Source organism: Amycolatopsis sp. 2-15, from assembly GCF_030285625.1.
GTDB lineage: Bacteria > Actinomycetota > Actinomycetes > Mycobacteriales > Pseudonocardiaceae > Amycolatopsis > Amycolatopsis carbonis.
In genome coordinates this window covers 9,233,679-9,247,368 of record NZ_CP127294.1, presented here as the reverse complement: position 1 = coordinate 9,247,368, position 13,690 = coordinate 9,233,679, and the positions used below count along the sequence as shown (strand labels likewise).

The 13,690-nt window shown below is 71.6% G+C and carries 16 protein-coding genes; 12 read left to right on the top strand and 4 right to left on the bottom strand.

The features are described from left to right. Positions 1-30: 30 nt before the first annotated feature. The gene (locus QRX50_RS45575; RefSeq protein WP_285969260.1) at positions 31-768 is read left to right on the top strand and encodes a DUF3592 domain-containing protein; all 738 of its coding nucleotides are present in this window, start codon (positions 31-33) and stop codon (positions 766-768) included. A 123-nt stretch (positions 769-891) separates the two neighbouring features. Then, positions 892-1,890: a DUF3592 domain-containing protein gene (locus QRX50_RS45570; RefSeq protein ID WP_285969259.1), complete on the top strand. Its 999-nt coding sequence runs from the start codon at positions 892-894 to the stop codon at positions 1,888-1,890. On the opposite strand, the gene QRX50_RS45565 is transcribed toward QRX50_RS45570, so the two are convergent. After that, positions 1,887-2,495 (bottom strand): TetR/AcrR family transcriptional regulator, encoded by a 609-nt coding sequence (locus tag QRX50_RS45565; protein WP_285969258.1) that lies wholly within the window; start codon positions 2,493-2,495, stop codon positions 1,887-1,889. The two genes, QRX50_RS45570 and QRX50_RS45565, sit on opposite strands and share 4 nt — an antisense overlap. A gap of 96 nt (positions 2,496-2,591) precedes the next feature. Here QRX50_RS45565 and QRX50_RS45560 point away from each other — a divergent pair, with 96 nt between their 5' ends. The 7 genes from QRX50_RS45560 to QRX50_RS45530 all read left to right on the top strand — a co-directional run bounded on the left by QRX50_RS45560 (position 2,592) and on the right by QRX50_RS45530 (position 8,823). After that, positions 2,592-4,154 carry an anthranilate synthase component I gene (locus tag QRX50_RS45560; RefSeq protein WP_285969257.1) on the top strand — a complete coding sequence of 521 codons (1,563 nt, stop codon included), beginning with the start codon at positions 2,592-2,594 and terminating at the stop codon, positions 4,152-4,154. 367 nt (positions 4,155-4,521) lie between these two features. Next, the gene (locus QRX50_RS45555) at positions 4,522-5,034 is read left to right on the top strand and encodes a Trp biosynthesis-associated membrane protein (RefSeq protein ID WP_285974733.1); all 513 of its coding nucleotides are present in this window, start codon (positions 4,522-4,524) and stop codon (positions 5,032-5,034) included. Between the two features lie 154 nt (positions 5,035-5,188). After that, entirely contained in the window at positions 5,189-5,998 is an 810-nt protein-coding gene (gene trpC, locus QRX50_RS45550) for an indole-3-glycerol phosphate synthase TrpC (protein WP_285969256.1), read from the top strand. Next, positions 5,995-7,215: a tryptophan synthase subunit beta gene (gene trpB / locus QRX50_RS45545; protein WP_285969255.1), complete on the top strand. Its 1,221-nt coding sequence runs from the start codon at positions 5,995-5,997 to the stop codon at positions 7,213-7,215. The genes trpC and trpB overlap by 4 nt, the downstream gene beginning before the upstream one ends. Further along, positions 7,212-8,006, top strand: coding sequence for a tryptophan synthase subunit alpha (gene trpA / locus QRX50_RS45540; RefSeq protein ID WP_285969254.1), 795 nt, complete (start codon positions 7,212-7,214; stop codon positions 8,004-8,006). Before trpB ends, trpA begins: the two co-directional genes overlap by 4 nt. 145 nt (positions 8,007-8,151) lie before the next feature. After that, positions 8,152-8,511 carry a peptidoglycan recognition protein family protein gene (locus tag QRX50_RS45535; RefSeq protein ID WP_285969253.1) on the top strand — a complete coding sequence of 120 codons (360 nt, stop codon included), beginning with the start codon at positions 8,152-8,154 and terminating at the stop codon, positions 8,509-8,511. A gap of 3 nt (positions 8,512-8,514) precedes the next feature. Then, complete coding sequence (locus QRX50_RS45530; RefSeq protein WP_285969252.1) at positions 8,515-8,823, top strand: peptidoglycan recognition protein family protein; 309 nt, start codon at positions 8,515-8,517, stop codon at positions 8,821-8,823. Between the two features lie 2 nt (positions 8,824-8,825). On the opposite strand, the gene QRX50_RS45525 is transcribed toward QRX50_RS45530, so the two are convergent. Continuing rightward, positions 8,826-10,190, bottom strand: coding sequence for a type I glutamate--ammonia ligase (locus tag QRX50_RS45525; protein ID WP_285969251.1), 1,365 nt, complete (start codon positions 10,188-10,190; stop codon positions 8,826-8,828). 89 nt (positions 10,191-10,279) lie between these two features. On the opposite strand from QRX50_RS45525, the gene QRX50_RS45520 reads away from it, so the two are divergent. Next, a complete protein-coding gene (locus QRX50_RS45520) occupies positions 10,280-11,719 on the top strand; it encodes an APC family permease (protein ID WP_285969250.1) in 1,440 nt (479 codons plus the stop codon). A 121-nt stretch (positions 11,720-11,840) separates the two neighbouring features. Here the strand turns inward: QRX50_RS45520 and QRX50_RS45515 are convergent, their stop codons facing one another. Beyond that, entirely contained in the window at positions 11,841-12,071 is a 231-nt protein-coding gene (locus tag QRX50_RS45515) for a hypothetical protein (RefSeq protein ID WP_285969249.1), read from the bottom strand. 69 nt (positions 12,072-12,140) lie between these two features. Beyond that, positions 12,141-12,488, bottom strand: coding sequence for a helix-turn-helix domain-containing protein (locus QRX50_RS45510; protein ID WP_285969248.1), 348 nt, complete (start codon positions 12,486-12,488; stop codon positions 12,141-12,143). Between the two features lie 67 nt (positions 12,489-12,555). Here QRX50_RS45510 and QRX50_RS45505 point away from each other — a divergent pair, with 67 nt between their 5' ends. Beyond that, entirely contained in the window at positions 12,556-13,482 is a 927-nt protein-coding gene (locus QRX50_RS45505; protein ID WP_285969247.1) for a helix-turn-helix domain-containing protein, read from the top strand. Positions 13,483-13,550: 68 nt separating this feature from the next. Then, complete coding sequence (locus QRX50_RS50175; RefSeq protein WP_353074060.1) at positions 13,551-13,658, top strand: DUF397 domain-containing protein; 108 nt, start codon at positions 13,551-13,553, stop codon at positions 13,656-13,658. The last annotated feature ends 32 nt before the right edge of the window (positions 13,659-13,690 follow it).

The window sequence follows — 13,690 nt, the reverse complement described above, 5'->3', positions numbered from 1 at the left end:
GGACTTTACGCTCGGCGAATGGAGCTGGGGATGACCGATTCGGCGACCTGGGACCGTGTGCTGCGCCGGCAGTTCTGGCGCGCGGTCGGCTGGGCCGTGCTGTGCTTGCTGGTGGTGCCGGCGTCGGCGCTGGGCATCGCGTGGCAGGGCAGCCGCGCCGACTACCTGCTCGACCACGGCACCGAGGTCACGGGCAAGGTCGTGGCGGTCGGCACGCCCCGCGACGGCGACGGCACGCCCACCGTCACGGTCGCCTACACCGCCGGCGGCGTCCCCGAGCAGGCCCAGATCAACCGCGACTCCGACCGCGACTACGAAATGGGCGAACCGGTCTCGGTGTTCTACGACCCCGACGCCCCGACCCACGTGCGGACCGCGGACGAACAGAACGTCGGCGACGGCTGGATGGCGGTCTTCTCCATCCCGCTGCTTTTCGTGCTGATCCTCGTCCCGCTGATGCTGTCGGTCGCCGTGGCGTGGGCGCGCCGTCGCCGGCTCGCCCGCCGCACGGGTTGGCGGCCCGTCCGCGTCCAGGCCCACGACCCCGTCGACCGCCCGCAGGTCGTCCGCTTCACCATCGGCGGCCGTCGGCTGGTCGCCCGCGCGACGGCGCTGACGCGCGTGCCTCCTGCGGAGGGCAATCGCCGGGCCGGCGCTAAGGTCGCGGGGTCGGGCCGCCGGTTCGTTCTGGTGCTGCCCAACGGTTCCCGCCGTGGCGGTCCGCGCGCGGTGGCGCTGAAGGCGACCGGCCCGCGCCGGACCCAGTGAACGAGGGCACGCGAGAATGAGTCATCACGCCCGGCCGGTCCGTTCGGTTGCCTTCGCCGCCGGTGTTCTCAATCGCAGCTTTTTCGCTGGTGGAACGAGATTTTCCGGTTGTACGCTCTCCTGATGGATCTGGGGATGACCGCCGCGGGTGAACCCCCGCGCCAAGAAGACGACGAACCTCTCCTACCCACTGAAGACCAGCCCGCGAGACGGCCCTGTGCCAAACGGCATCGCCTGACGCAACACGAGCAAGCCCAGCGGCAACGCGCCACACGGGGACCCGCAGACCCCGACGCGTGGGATCGCGCGCTGCGCCAGGGGTTCTGGCGCGCGGCGGCCGCGGCGACGGCGTGGTTCCTGATCATCCCCGTGGCGGTCACCGTGATTTCCTTGCTGCACAACAGATCCACCTGGCTAATCGACCACGGCACGAAGGTCGAGGGGCGAGTGGTCGCCGTGTACACACCCGTGCGGAGTGCGCCGACCATCACCGTGGACTACCCCGTCGGCGACGTTCTCGCGCAAGCGGTGATCAACCGCGACTCGGACGACGAGTACGTCGAGAACGAGCGCGTCCAGGTTTACTACGACCCGGCCGATCCGCAGCGCGTGCGCACCGACGACGAGGAGAACGTCAGCAACGTCGGGACGGCCTTCGTCGTGATCCCCGTGGTCCTGGCGTTGCTCGTCTTCCCGTGGCTGATCGCGTACGCGCTGGGCTGGGCCCGCCGGCGCCGAAGCGCGCGCAAATCCGGCTGGGAACCCGTCACCGCCGTCGTGTTCGGCTCCTCCGGCGGCTACCAGCTGCTGCGCCTCGACCTCCCCGGCGGCGCGCGGCTCGCCGTCCGCACCGTCGCGGCGGTCCGCGGGCGCTATTCGTTCCTGCGCAACGGCCCGGTCGAAGCTGGGTGCCTGTCACGATCATCGCCGCGAGCCCGGACGGCGCGCACCAGACGCTGTCGCTGCGCGTCACCGGCAGTGCGCGGCGGAAGGTCCGCACCCTCGCGATGCTGCCCGGCCGCTACTCGTTCCTCCAGCGCCACGAACCCGGGCGCGCGTGGATCGGCGGCGAGGGCCGCGAAGGCGGTCTCCGTGCCGGCGGTGTCCACGCGCTGGACCTAGAGCCCGAGATCGCCCGTCAGGTACCGCTGCAGGTTCGGCGCGATCGCCGTGACGAGGGTTTCGACCTCGGCCGACGCGATCGGCTCGAAGCGGGCGATGTAGCGGACCATGCCGAGGCCCACGACCTGCGAGGCGCACAGCGTGGTCCGCAGCCCGGCCTGGTCGGCGCCGATGTCGCCGATCACCTCGGCGAAGAAGCGCGAGAAGAACTCGCGCAGCACGGTGGCGGCCAGCTCGTGGCCCGCAACGCTGCGGATGAGCGCCTGGAACGTGTCGCCGCCGGCGCCGTCCCAGCGGGTGACGAAGACGCGGACGATGCGTTCGCCCAGCTTGTCGTCGGGGCCGTCGCGCAGGGTCGCGAGCAGTTCGAGCGGGGAGAACGGCAGCTCGAGCACGGCCTGGGCGAACAGGCCCTCCTTGCCGCCGAACCAGTGGTTGACCATGGCCGCGTCGACGCCGGCGCGGGCGGCGATCGCGCGCACGGTGGCGCGTTCGTAGCCGTGCTCCGCGAACACCGTGCGCGCGGCCTCGATCAGCGCTGTGCGGGTGTCCTGTCCGGCGGGCCGGCGGCCGCGTCTGCGGGCGGTAGTGTCTTCGGTGCTCACGGGTCCACTATGACTCGTCGCCTCCTTGAATTCAACAGGTGCTGAATTCAAGGGCCGCCCAAGGTCCGCCGGGGCCCGCGCGGCACAATGGGGCCCATGGTCAGCTCAGCAGCCGGCAAATCCGCCGGGCCCGGCCCGGTCAGCCCTTCGCGCGCCGAGTTCCGCGCCCTCGCCGAAGGCCGCCGCGTGATCCCCGTGGTGCGCAAGGTCCTCGCCGACGGGGAGACCCCGCTCGGGATCTACCGCAAGCTCGGCGCCGACCGGCCCGGCACGTTCCTGTTCGAGTCGGCGGAGAACGGCAAGTCGTGGTCGCGCTGGTCGTTCGTGGGCGTGCGCAGCCCGGCCGCGCTGACCGTGCGCGACGGCAAGGCCGTGTGGACCGGCACGCCGCCCGTCGGCCTGCCCACCGAGGGCGACCCGCTGCAGGTGCTGCGCGCGACCGTCGAGGCGCTGCACACCGAGCCGTTGCCCGGCCTGCCGCCGCTCACCGGCGGCATGGTGGGCTACATCGGCTACGACGCCGTGCGCTGGCTGGAGAAGCTGCCCGAGCTCGCTGAGCGCGACCTCGACATCCCCGAGCTGACCATGCTCCTGGCCACCGACCTCGCGGCGTTCGACCACCACGAAGGCACCGTCACGCTGATCGCGAACGCGGTCAACTGGGACGACTCGCCCGAGCGCGTGGACGCGGCCTACGACAGCGCGCTGGAGCGCCTCTCGGCCATGACCGAGCAGCTGCGCGTGCCCGCGCCGCCCACCGTCGCGACGTTCGACCGGCCGGCGCCGGAGTTCAAGCGCCGCCGCACGAAGGAGGACTTCCACGCCGCCGTCGACAAGGCCGTGGAAGCGATCAAGGCCGGCGAAGCGTTCCAGGTCGTGCCGTCGCAACGGTTCGAGATCGAGACCGGCGCCGACGCGCTCGACGTCTACCGCGTGCTGCGCACCTCCAACCCGAGCCCGTACATGTACCTGCTGCGGCTGGAGGGCTTCGACATCGTCGGCTCCAGCCCCGAGTCGCTGGTCACCGTGCGCGACGGCCGCGCGACCACGCACCCCATCGCGGGCACGCGCTGGCGCGGCGCCGACCCGGAGGAGGACGCGCAGCTGGCCAAGGACCTGCTGGCCGACGAGAAGGAACGCGCCGAGCACCTCATGCTCGTCGACCTCGGCCGCAACGACCTCGGCAAGGTCTGCCGCCCCGGCAGCGTGCACGTGGTCGACTTCTTCCAGATCGAGCGCTACAGCCACGTGATGCACATCGTGTCCACCGTCACGGGCGAGCTTGCCGAGGGCAAGACGGCCTTCGACGCGGTCACCGCGTGCTTCCCGGCCGGCACGCTCTCGGGTGCGCCGAAGGTGCGCGCGATGCAGCTGATCGAGGAGCTCGAGCCCGTGCGCCGCGCCCTGTACGGCGGCGTCGTCGGCTACCTCGACTTCGCGGGCGACGCCGACACCGCCATCGCCATCCGCACCGCGCTGATGCGCGACGGCGTCGCCTACGTCCAGGCCGGCGGCGGCGTGGTCGCCGACTCCGTGGCCGACTACGAGGACACCGAGTCGCTGAACAAGGCGCGCACGGTGCTCTCGGCCGTCGCGGCGGCCCAGACCATGGTCCCCGCGGGCGAGCTGGATCCGGCCGAGGACTCCGCCGGTGTCTGAGCAAGTGCCTGAGCAGGGAGAACCCGCGGGCACCGATCCGGGAACGACGTCGCGGCCCGACCGCACGGAACCCGCCGCGGCGCCCGGTGGTCGCCCGCTCGGCGCGGCGGGGGAAGGCACCTCGCGGGTCCGTTCGTCGGCGGACGAAGCTGCCCCGGGCGACCGATCGCGGCCCGATCCGGGCGCGGCCGAACCGCTGCGGCCGACCGGTTCGGCGCGATCCGGTGCCGATACCCCGGCCGCATCCGCGCACCCCGAACCCGGCCCGGCCGAACCACCGCCGACCTCTGGCCCGGCGCGATCCGGCGCGGAATCCTCCACCACCACACCGAAAACCCCGGCCAAGCCCTCGCGTCGTCCACTGTGGATGATCGTCGTCGGCCTGTTGCTGGGCGCGCTCGCGTTGTGGGGCGCGTCCAAGCTCGCGTGGTTCGCCGAGTTCCGCGACGGCGGCGTGCTCGGCACGCAGCTCTACACCGAAGACGGCGAACAGCGCGCCACGGCGCTCGTGCCGCTGGCGTTGCTGGCGCTGGCCGGCGTCGCGGGTGTGATCGCCACCGGCGGCTGGGCGCGGCGGATCCTGGGCGTCGTGCTGGCGCTGGCGGGCGTCGCGGGCGTCTGGACCGGCGTGAACGGCGTCAAGTTCACCGGCTGGGCACCCGGATTGCCCGTCACCGAGCTGTTGCTCGGCCGCGGGCTGGCGGTGCTGGGCGGAATTCTCCTCGTCGTCGCGGGGTTGGTCGCAGTCAAGGGTGCGGGTACCGCGCGGCGGCTCGGCACCCGGTACGCGGCGCCGGGCGCCCAGCGCGCCAAGCGTGATCCGGACATCGAGCTGTGGGAGGCGCTTTCCGAGGGTGAGGACCCCACCGCGAGCAGGTGAGCGCCGGATACCGAAGCGCATTCGGAGCAAGGCGTGCACCCGGAACGGGCCGGTCTTCGAACGGGGGTTAGCATCGTTTCGGCGGGAAGGGGAAGGTTTTTGTGAGCGAACTTGCGACAGGATCGATGATTTCGCCGACGGGCGGGTGCACCCGGTGAGCGTGCTCGAAGACATCGTCGCCGGTGTGCGGGAGGACCTCGCCGTGCGCGAGTCCGCCCTGCCTTTCGACGAGCTGAAGGCCCGCGCGGCCAAGGCGCCGGCGCCCCGGGACGTGATGGCCGCCCTGCGTGAGTCGGGCATCGGCGTGATCGCCGAGGTGAAGCGGCGCAGTCCCTCCAAGGGCGACCTCGCCCCGATCGCCGACCCCGCGTCCCTGGCCAAGGACTACGAGGACGGCGGCGCGCGCGTGATCAGCGTGCTCACCGAGCAGCGCCGCTTCGGCGGTTCGCTCGCCGACCTCGACGCGGTGCGCGCGGCCGTCGACATTCCGGTGCTGCGCAAGGACTTCATCGTCAGCCCGTACCAGGTCCACGAGGCGCGCCTGCACGGCGCGGACATGGTGCTGCTGATCGTCGCCGCGCTGGAGCAGAACGCGCTGGCCGCGCTGCTCGACCGCGTCGAGTCGCTCGGCATGACCGCGCTCGTGGAGATCCACAACGCCGAAGAGGCCGACCGCGCCCTCGAGGCCGGTGCCCAGGTGATCGGCGTCAACGCCCGCAACCTGCACACGCTGGAAGTCGACCGGGACGTGTTCTCCCGCCTCGCCCCGGGGCTGCCGTTCGAGGTGTTCAAGGTCGCCGAGTCCGGCGTCCGCGGCCCCGGCGACCTGATGTCCTACGCCGGCCAGGGTGCCGACGCAGTGCTGGTCGGCGAAGGCCTGGTGGCCTCCGGCGACCCGAAGGGCGCGCTGGTGAAGCTCGTCACCGCCGGTTCGCACCCCGCCTGCCCGAGGCCGTCGCGGTGACCGAAGAGCACAGCAAGCACGACCCGGACGAGCGCGGCTACTACGGGCCGTACGGCGGCCGGTTCATGCCGGAAGCGCTGATCGGCGTCGTCGACGAGGTCGCGGCCGAGTACGACAAGGCGCGCCGCGACCCGGAGTTCACCGGTGAGCTGCGCCGCCTGCTCAAGGACTACGCGGGCCGCCCGTCGCTGCTCACCGAGGCCAAGCGCTTCGGCGAGCACGCCGGGGGCGCGCGGGTGTTCCTCAAGCGCGAGGACCTCAACCACACCGGTTCTCACAAGATCAACAACGTGCTCGGCCAGGCGCTGCTCACCAAGCGCATGGGCAAGAAGCGCGTGATCGCCGAGACCGGCGCGGGCCAGCACGGCGTGGCCACGGCCACCGCGTGCGCGCTGCTCGACCTGGAATGCCTGGTCTACATGGGCGAGGTCGACACCGAGCGCCAGGCTCTCAACGTCGCGCGCATGAAGCTGCTCGGCGCCGAGGTCGTGCCGGTCAAGACCGGTTCTCGCACGCTCAAGGACGCCATCAACGAGGCCTTGCGCGACTGGGTGACCAACTCCGAGACCACGCACTACATCTTCGGCACCGCCGCGGGGCCGTACCCGTTCCCGATGATGGTGCGCAACTTCCACAAGGTCATCGGCGAGGAAGCGCGCGAGCAGATCCTGGAGCAGACCGGCCGGCTGCCCGACGTCGTCGCCGCGTGCGTCGGCGGAGGGTCCAACGCCATCGGCATCTTCTCGGGCTTCTACGACGACCCGTCGGTGCGGCTGGTCGGCCTCGAGCCGGGCGGCGAGGGCATCGACGGCAACCGCCACGGCGCCACGCTCACCAAGGGCACCCCGGGCAACCTGCACGGCGCGATGTCGTACCTGCTGCAGGACGAGGACGGCCAGACGGTGGAGTCGCACTCCATCTCGGCCGGGCTCGACTACCCGGGCGTCGGCCCGGAGCACGCGTGGCTCAAGGACTCCGGCCGGGCCGAGTACCGCCCGGTGACCGACGCCGAGGCCATGGACGCGTTCCGGCTGCTCTCGCGCACCGAGGGCATCATCCCGGCGATCGAGTCGGCCCACGCGCTGGCCGGCGCGCTGGTGCTCGGCCGTGAGCTCGGGCCCGAGGGCCTCATCGTCGTGAACCTCTCGGGGCGCGGCGACAAGGACATGGACACCGCGGCCAAGTGGTTCGGCCTCGTGGACGGGGAGGACCAGTGAGCGCGCTCGACGACGTCTTCGCGGCGACGCGGTCGGAAGGCCGGGCGGCGCTGGTCGGCTACCTGCCCGCCGGCTTTCCCTCGGTCGACGGCTCGAAGGAATTGCTGGCCGCCACGATCGACGGCGGCGCGGACCTGCTCGAGATCGGCGTCCCGTACTCCGACCCGGTGATGGACGGGCCCACCATCCAGGCCGCCGCCGAGTCGGCGCTGGCGAGCGGGTTCAAGCTCAAGCACCTCTTCGAGGTCGTCGAGTCGGTGTCGGCGCGCGGCGGCAAGGCCGTGGTCATGACGTACTGGAACCCCGTGCACCGCTACGGCGTGGACCGCTTCGCGCGCGACCTCGCGTCGGCCGGCGGGCTGGGCATGATCACGCCGGACCTGATCCCCGACGAGGCCGCCGAGTGGACGGCCGCGTCCGAGGCCCACGGTCTGGACCGCATCTTCCTGGTGGCGCCGTCGTCGTCGGAGGAGCGGCTGGCACTGACCACCGCCGCGTCGTCCGGCTTCATCTACGCCACCGCGGTCATGGGCGTCACGGGCGCCCGCGACGCGGTGGGCGTACACGCGGAAGACCTGGTCCGCCGCACGCGGGCCCACACGCACCTCCCGATCGGCGTCGGCCTCGGCGTCCGCTCCGGCGACCAGGCCGCCCAGGTGGCCGGCTTCGCCGACGCGGTGATCGTCGGGTCCGCCCTGGTAACGGCCGCGGCCGAGGGCAGCGTCGACGGGGTGCGGAAGCTGGCGGAGGAGCTCGCGGACGGCGTGCGCCGGGCTCCGGCCCGGGCCTGACCCCTCTCCTCCTCCCTGCCCACCTCACCCCAATGCGGCGTTGGTTGCGCTCAACGCACCGAACGCCGCATTGGGTGCGTTGAGCGCAACCAACGCCACATTGGGGCGCTTTCAGCCGGGCCGAGCCGCGCCCACCCTTCGGCGCATGGAATTCACCCACCTTCCCCGGCGCTCGTTCCTTCGTGGCGCCGCCGGCCTCACCGCCGTGACCGCGGCCGGGCTGCTCCTGCCCGGACGGGCCGGAGCCCAAGCCCGGGCCCAAGCGGCCACCGAACCCCGCGTCTACAGCTGCGCCGAGTGGGGCGCGCGGCCGCCCGCCGATCCGTTGACGACGCTCGACCACCGGGCCGACCGTGCGCTCGTCCACCACATCGCGTGCCCCAACAGCACGGACTACTCGCCGGCCCACGCGTTCCAGGTCGCGCGCGACGATCAGGCCGACCACATCGACAACAACGGGTGGTCCGACACCGGCCAGCACTTCACGGTCTCCCGCAGCGGCTAGCGCATGGAAGGCCGCCACGGCAGCCTCGACGCCCTGCGCAACGGCAACCAGATCGTCCGCGCCGCCCACTGCCCGGGCCAGAACGACAACGCGATCGGCATCGAGAACGAAGGCACCTACACCTCGGTCGAACCGCCGCAAACGCAGTGGGACTCGCTGGTCGTCTTCATCGCGTACGTCTGCGAGCAGTACGGCTTCCCCGTCGACGAGATCAAGGGCCACCGCGACTACTACAACACCGAATGCCCGGGCGGCAGGCTCTACGCCAAGCTGCCGCAGCTACGTGAGGAAGTCGCCGCCCGGCTCGGCTGAGCTCAGTGGAGCCAGCGCATCACGGCGCACAACGAGTCGGCGTCAAGCCCGCCCAGTTCGTTGATCTCGCCACGGCGCACGTCCATCAACGTCGTCGCCAGTTCCGCGCCGAAGGCCGTTTTCAGCACGTCGTCGGCGACGAACGCGGCCACGGCCTCCTCCAGTGAACGGGGGAGGCGCGCCACTCCCGCGGCGGCGGCGTCACCGGCCGACAACGTCCCCGGATCCACCTCCACCGGCTCCGGCAACCGCGCGGCGGAGTCGAGCCCCGCGATTCCCGCGAACAGCAGTCCGGCCACGACCAGATACGGATTGGCCGTGAGATCAAAGCACTTCACTTCGAAATTCGCGGCCGTGTCCCGTTTCCCCGCCGGGCCGCGCACCAACCGCAGCGGCGTTTCCCGGTTCTCCAGCCCCCACGCGGTGAACACGCCGGCCCAGTGGTGCGGTTCGAGCCTCAGGTAACTCACCACCGACGGCGCCCCGACGGCCAGCAACGCCGGCAACCGCCAGAAAATCCCCGCGGCGAACGACTCGGCCGACTCACTCAGCCCGAACACCCCGTCGCCGCCGGCGCACAGGTTCCGCCCGCCCGCCCACAGGCTGCAGTGCACGTGCCCGCCGTTGCCGACCCCGCCGGGCTCGAACTTCGGCGTGAACGACGTTTTCAACCCGTGGCTCGTCCCCACCGCGCGGATCGTCTCCCGCGCCAGCACCGCGACGTCCGCCGCGCGCACCGGATCGTCGGCCGACACGGAGACCTCGAACTGCCCCGCCGCGTACTCCGGGTGCACCTGTTCGACCCCGACGCGCTGACTGTCCAAAGCGGACACCAGGTCCCGCACGTACGCCGACTGCTCGGCCAGCCGCGAATACCCGTACGCCGGCCCCGCCACCGGCGCCCCGCTCGGCCCGGCGACCACCCACTCGAGCTCGAACGCCATCCGCGCCGAATACCCGCGTCCGGCCAGCTTCGCCACTGCCGTCGCCGCAAGCGCCCGCGAGTCCTGCGGGTGCGGCTCGCCTTCCTGGTCGTAGCGCAGCGCCGGCGCCCAGGCCCATCCCGGCTGCGCGGCGAGCACCGTGAGGGCGTCGAGGTCGGGGTGCAGCCGCAGGTCGCCGACGGGGCCGAGCGAGTATGCGCCGGACGTGATCGTGTCCGTGCACAGGAAGAAGTCGAACGAGTTCGACGCGCCCACGCCCCACGCCGCGACCTCGGCGAGCCGGCTCACCGGAACCGCCTTCACGCGCGAGATCCCGGAGTTGTCGACGAAGGTCAGCGCCACCACCTCGACCTCCGAACGGCCCAGCCGCGCCGCTTCCTCGGCACCTCGCCTGGAAAGTTCAACCCGATCGAGCTGGCTCATCCTGCCCCCGCGATGTTCACTGTGTACTTCACGCCGTCGTCCTCGCCGGCCGTGGAACCACCTGCTGCCTCCGGACGAAGGAGCGCATCGTGTCAGACATCGTCGAAACCCGTCCAGCGCTGCGGCGCACCCTCTCGGTGTGGCAGGCCGTGGGCCTGTCCGTGGCGCTGATGGCGCCGAGCATGGCCGCCAACATCAACCCCCAGCAGACCGCGGCCGCGGCCGGACGCGCCGTGCCGCTGGCCTTCCTGCTCTCGGCCGCCGGCGTGCTGCTGGTCGCCTACGGCTTCGTCCGCCTCTGCCAGCACTACCACCACGCGGGCTCGGTCTACGCGTTCGTCGGCGCGACGCTCGGTCCGCGCGCCGGAGTGGTGTCGGGCATCGGGCTGCTCGGCACGTACACCTTCTACGCCGTGGTCACGAGCTCCGCCGCGGGCGTGCTCGGCACGGCGTTCCTCACGCAGGTGGGGATCTGGCCGAACCCGCCGTGGTGGGGGCCGTTCGTGCTCACGGCCGTCGCGCTCGTCGGCAGCTGGCTGCTCGCGGTGGCGCCCGCGCGCCGCGGCACGTCGACGCTGCTCGCCGTGGAGGGCGCGACGATCGCGGTCATCCTGCTGGTCACCGCCGTGATCCTGGTCCGCCTGATCGCGGGCAACGCACCCGGTGACGCCCACTTCACGATGTCGGTGTTCACCTTCACCCCGGACATCGGCCTGTCCGGGGTGTTCCTCGGCGCCGTGTTCGGCTTCCTGTCCTTCGCGGGCTTCGAAGCCGCCGCGACGCTCGGCGAGGAGACCCGCGACCCGCGCCGCAACATCCCGCGCGCCATCCTCGGCACGGCCATCTTCGGCGGCGCCTTCTTCGTGATCGTGACGGCCGTCGAGATGATGGCGTTCGGCTCCGACGCCCAGGCCTTCCACGACTCGTCCTCGCTGCTCGGCGACCTGGGCAGCACGTTCGTCGGCTCATGGGCCGGTGACGTCATCAGCGTGGGCGCGGCGATCTCCGCGTTCGGCTGCTGTCTCGCCTGCGTGGTCGGCGGCTCGCGCCTGCTCTTCGCCCTGGGCCGCGACGCCTTCGACGGCCGCGGCATCGGCCGCACGTCCCCCAAGGGCACGCCGGTCATCGCCGTCACGGCCGTGGCGTCGGCGGCCGCCCTGATCATCGTCGTGTGCGCCGTCTTCTTCGGCGCGACGGCGGCGGACACCTTCGCGTGGAGCGGGTCGATCGGCACGCTGATCCTGCTGGTCATCTATCTGCTGACCACTCTCGGCGCCATCCTGCTGCTCTTCGTGCGCCGCCGCATGCACGTCCCGTGGTGGCACCTGATCTTCCCGCTCGGCGCGCTCGCGCTGCTGGGCTACACCGTCTACGTCAACGTCGTCCCCTACCCGACCGAAGGCCCGGCCCGCTGGTTCCCCGTCACGGCGGGCGCGGTGCTCGTGCTGGCCATCGTCCTGGTCCTCGCGGCGCCCGGCTTCGCCCGGAGCGTGGGGGAGAGGCTGGGCGTCGCCGCCTCGGACGGATAGCCGCACGACGACGCCCCCGGAGCCCGAGAAGCCACCGGGGGCGCCGGCCTCCGCCGCCACGCGGCGAAGCTGGAACCCGGCCGCCGCGCCCGCTCGGGGTACGGCCACGGCGGCCGGGAGATCATTCGCCCGGCAGGTGCGGTTCGTCGTCGCCGGTTTCGGGGTTGCCGTCGTAGACCACGGAATCGTCGTCGCTGATCCACCAGCCCACGTCCATCACCTCGGGCCCGACCAGGTACAGCCGCACGGTGTAACCGAAGAAGCGCGCCAGCATCATCACGTTCGTCACCGCGTGATCCACGAACACCGGCGCGTTCTCCTTGCGCCACAACGCGATCGCGTCGATCCCCAACGCCGCCGCGACCTCGTCGCACGTGTACCCCGCCCGCTGCCGCAGCCGGCGCAGCTGCCGCTGCAGGCGTCACAGCTCGGTCATCGCGTGCGCGTCGGCGGGGTTGTCGCCGTGGGGCATCCGCTGCCGCCACGGCGGCTGCCGCTGCCCCGGGTCGTCCTCGACGAGCAGCACCCGCAGCGAACAGCCGAGGTACCGGGCGTACGCATCGAGTAACGGCACCGTCGTACTGGTCACCGCCCGCGTCTTCATCACGAGCACGTTCGCCGCCCGGATGCCCAGCATCCGCCCGGCTTCGCGGAAGGTCAGGCCCTCCTCGCGGCGGATCTGGTCGAGCCGCTCGGCCACGGTGACGAGCTGCTCGAGGGCGGACAGCGGGATCGGCGCCGCCTCCTGCTCCGCGAGTTCCACTGTCATGTCCTCTCCCGTCTCTCCGCCCGGTGCCGTCCTGGTGCCATTTGGTGCCGCTGAAAGCCGAAGAACTATGAACCCGGGCACCGATCAGCACAATGCACCGATCGAGTTAATTGGTGGCACCAAAAGATGTGCTTTGCTGTGGTGCATGGCTGGCACCACTCCCCGGGCGCGCGCGATCGGCGCCGAACTCCGCAGGGCCCGCGAAGACGCCGGGCTGAGCGCACGCACGCTCGCGACCCGGCTCGGGGTCGCGCACACCACGGTCGGTCGCTGGGAGTCGGGCGAGCGCAGCCCGCGCCCGACCGATGTCGCCGCGGTGCTCGGTGCGCTCGGCGCGGATCATGAGCTGCGCGAGGAACTGATCGAGCTCTCCCGCAACACCGATGGGCGGCATTGGGTCGCCTCCGGCCTCCCGGAGCAGAAGCGCCAGCTCGCGGCACTGCTCGAACTGGAGCGCGATGCGGCGCGGATCGTGAACGTCTCGTCGCTGCTGATCCCGGGGCTGCTCCAGACCTCGGGCTACGCGCGCGCCATCATCGGCGGCGGGGGAGTCCCTTCCGGCGAGGTCGAGACCCGGGTCGCAGTCCGGATCGGCCGCCGCGACGTGATCATGCGGCGCTCGCGACCGGCCGAACTGCTTGCGGTGATCGATGAGACCGCGCTGCGCCGGAACATCGGCGGGCCGGCCGTGATGGCCGAGCAGCTGCAGGCGCTCGACGAGGCGAGCCGCTGGGGCAACGTGACATTGCGGGCCATCCCCGAGTCGGCCGGCTGGCACCCCGCACTGGAAGGCCCGTTCGATCTGCTGGAGTTCTCCGACCGCACATCGGTGGTGCAGATCGAGAACCGGCGATCCGCCTTGTTCTTCCACGAAGCCGTCGATGTCGAGGCGTACCAGCAGGCGCTCGATAGAGTTCAGGACATTGCGATGAGCCCGGAAGCGACACAAGAGCTCATCGCCGATGTCCTCGGCGACTTGGAGACGACGGGATGAAACAACCCTTCACCGACTGGCGGAAGTCAAGTCGGTCGCAGAACACCTCGAATTGTGTGGAAGTCGCGGTGACAGCCGACCTCGTCGGTATCCGTGACACGAAGCAGCGGGAGGCCGGTCACCTCATGGCCACGCGTGACGGTTGGTCGGCGTTCCTGGCGCAGCTCGGACGTTGACCACCCAGCACTGAACCGCGGAAAGCCCTCAG

Bases quoted from the DNA above. Each gene is read 5' to 3' on its own strand.
- QRX50_RS45575 (WP_285969260.1), top strand. From the start codon at position 31: ATGACCGATTCGGCGACCTGGGACCGTGTGCTGCGCCGGCAGTTCTGG.
- QRX50_RS45570 (WP_285969259.1), top strand. From the start codon at position 892: ATGGATCTGGGGATGACCGCCGCGGGTGAACCCCCGCGCCAAGAAGAC.
- QRX50_RS45560 (WP_285969257.1), top strand. From the start codon at position 2,592: ATGGTCAGCTCAGCAGCCGGCAAATCCGCCGGGCCCGGCCCGGTCAGC.
- QRX50_RS45555 (WP_285974733.1), top strand. From the start codon at position 4,522: ATGATCGTCGTCGGCCTGTTGCTGGGCGCGCTCGCGTTGTGGGGCGCG.
- QRX50_RS45535 (WP_285969253.1), top strand. From the start codon at position 8,152: ATGGAATTCACCCACCTTCCCCGGCGCTCGTTCCTTCGTGGCGCCGCC.
- QRX50_RS45530 (WP_285969252.1), top strand. From the start codon at position 8,515: ATGGAAGGCCGCCACGGCAGCCTCGACGCCCTGCGCAACGGCAACCAG.
- QRX50_RS45525 (WP_285969251.1), bottom strand. From the start codon at position 10,190: ATGAGCCAGCTCGATCGGGTTGAACTTTCCAGGCGAGGTGCCGAGGAA.
- QRX50_RS45510 (WP_285969248.1), bottom strand. From the start codon at position 12,488: ATGACAGTGGAACTCGCGGAGCAGGAGGCGGCGCCGATCCCGCTGTCC.
- QRX50_RS45505 (WP_285969247.1), top strand. From the start codon at position 12,556: ATGAACCCGGGCACCGATCAGCACAATGCACCGATCGAGTTAATTGGT.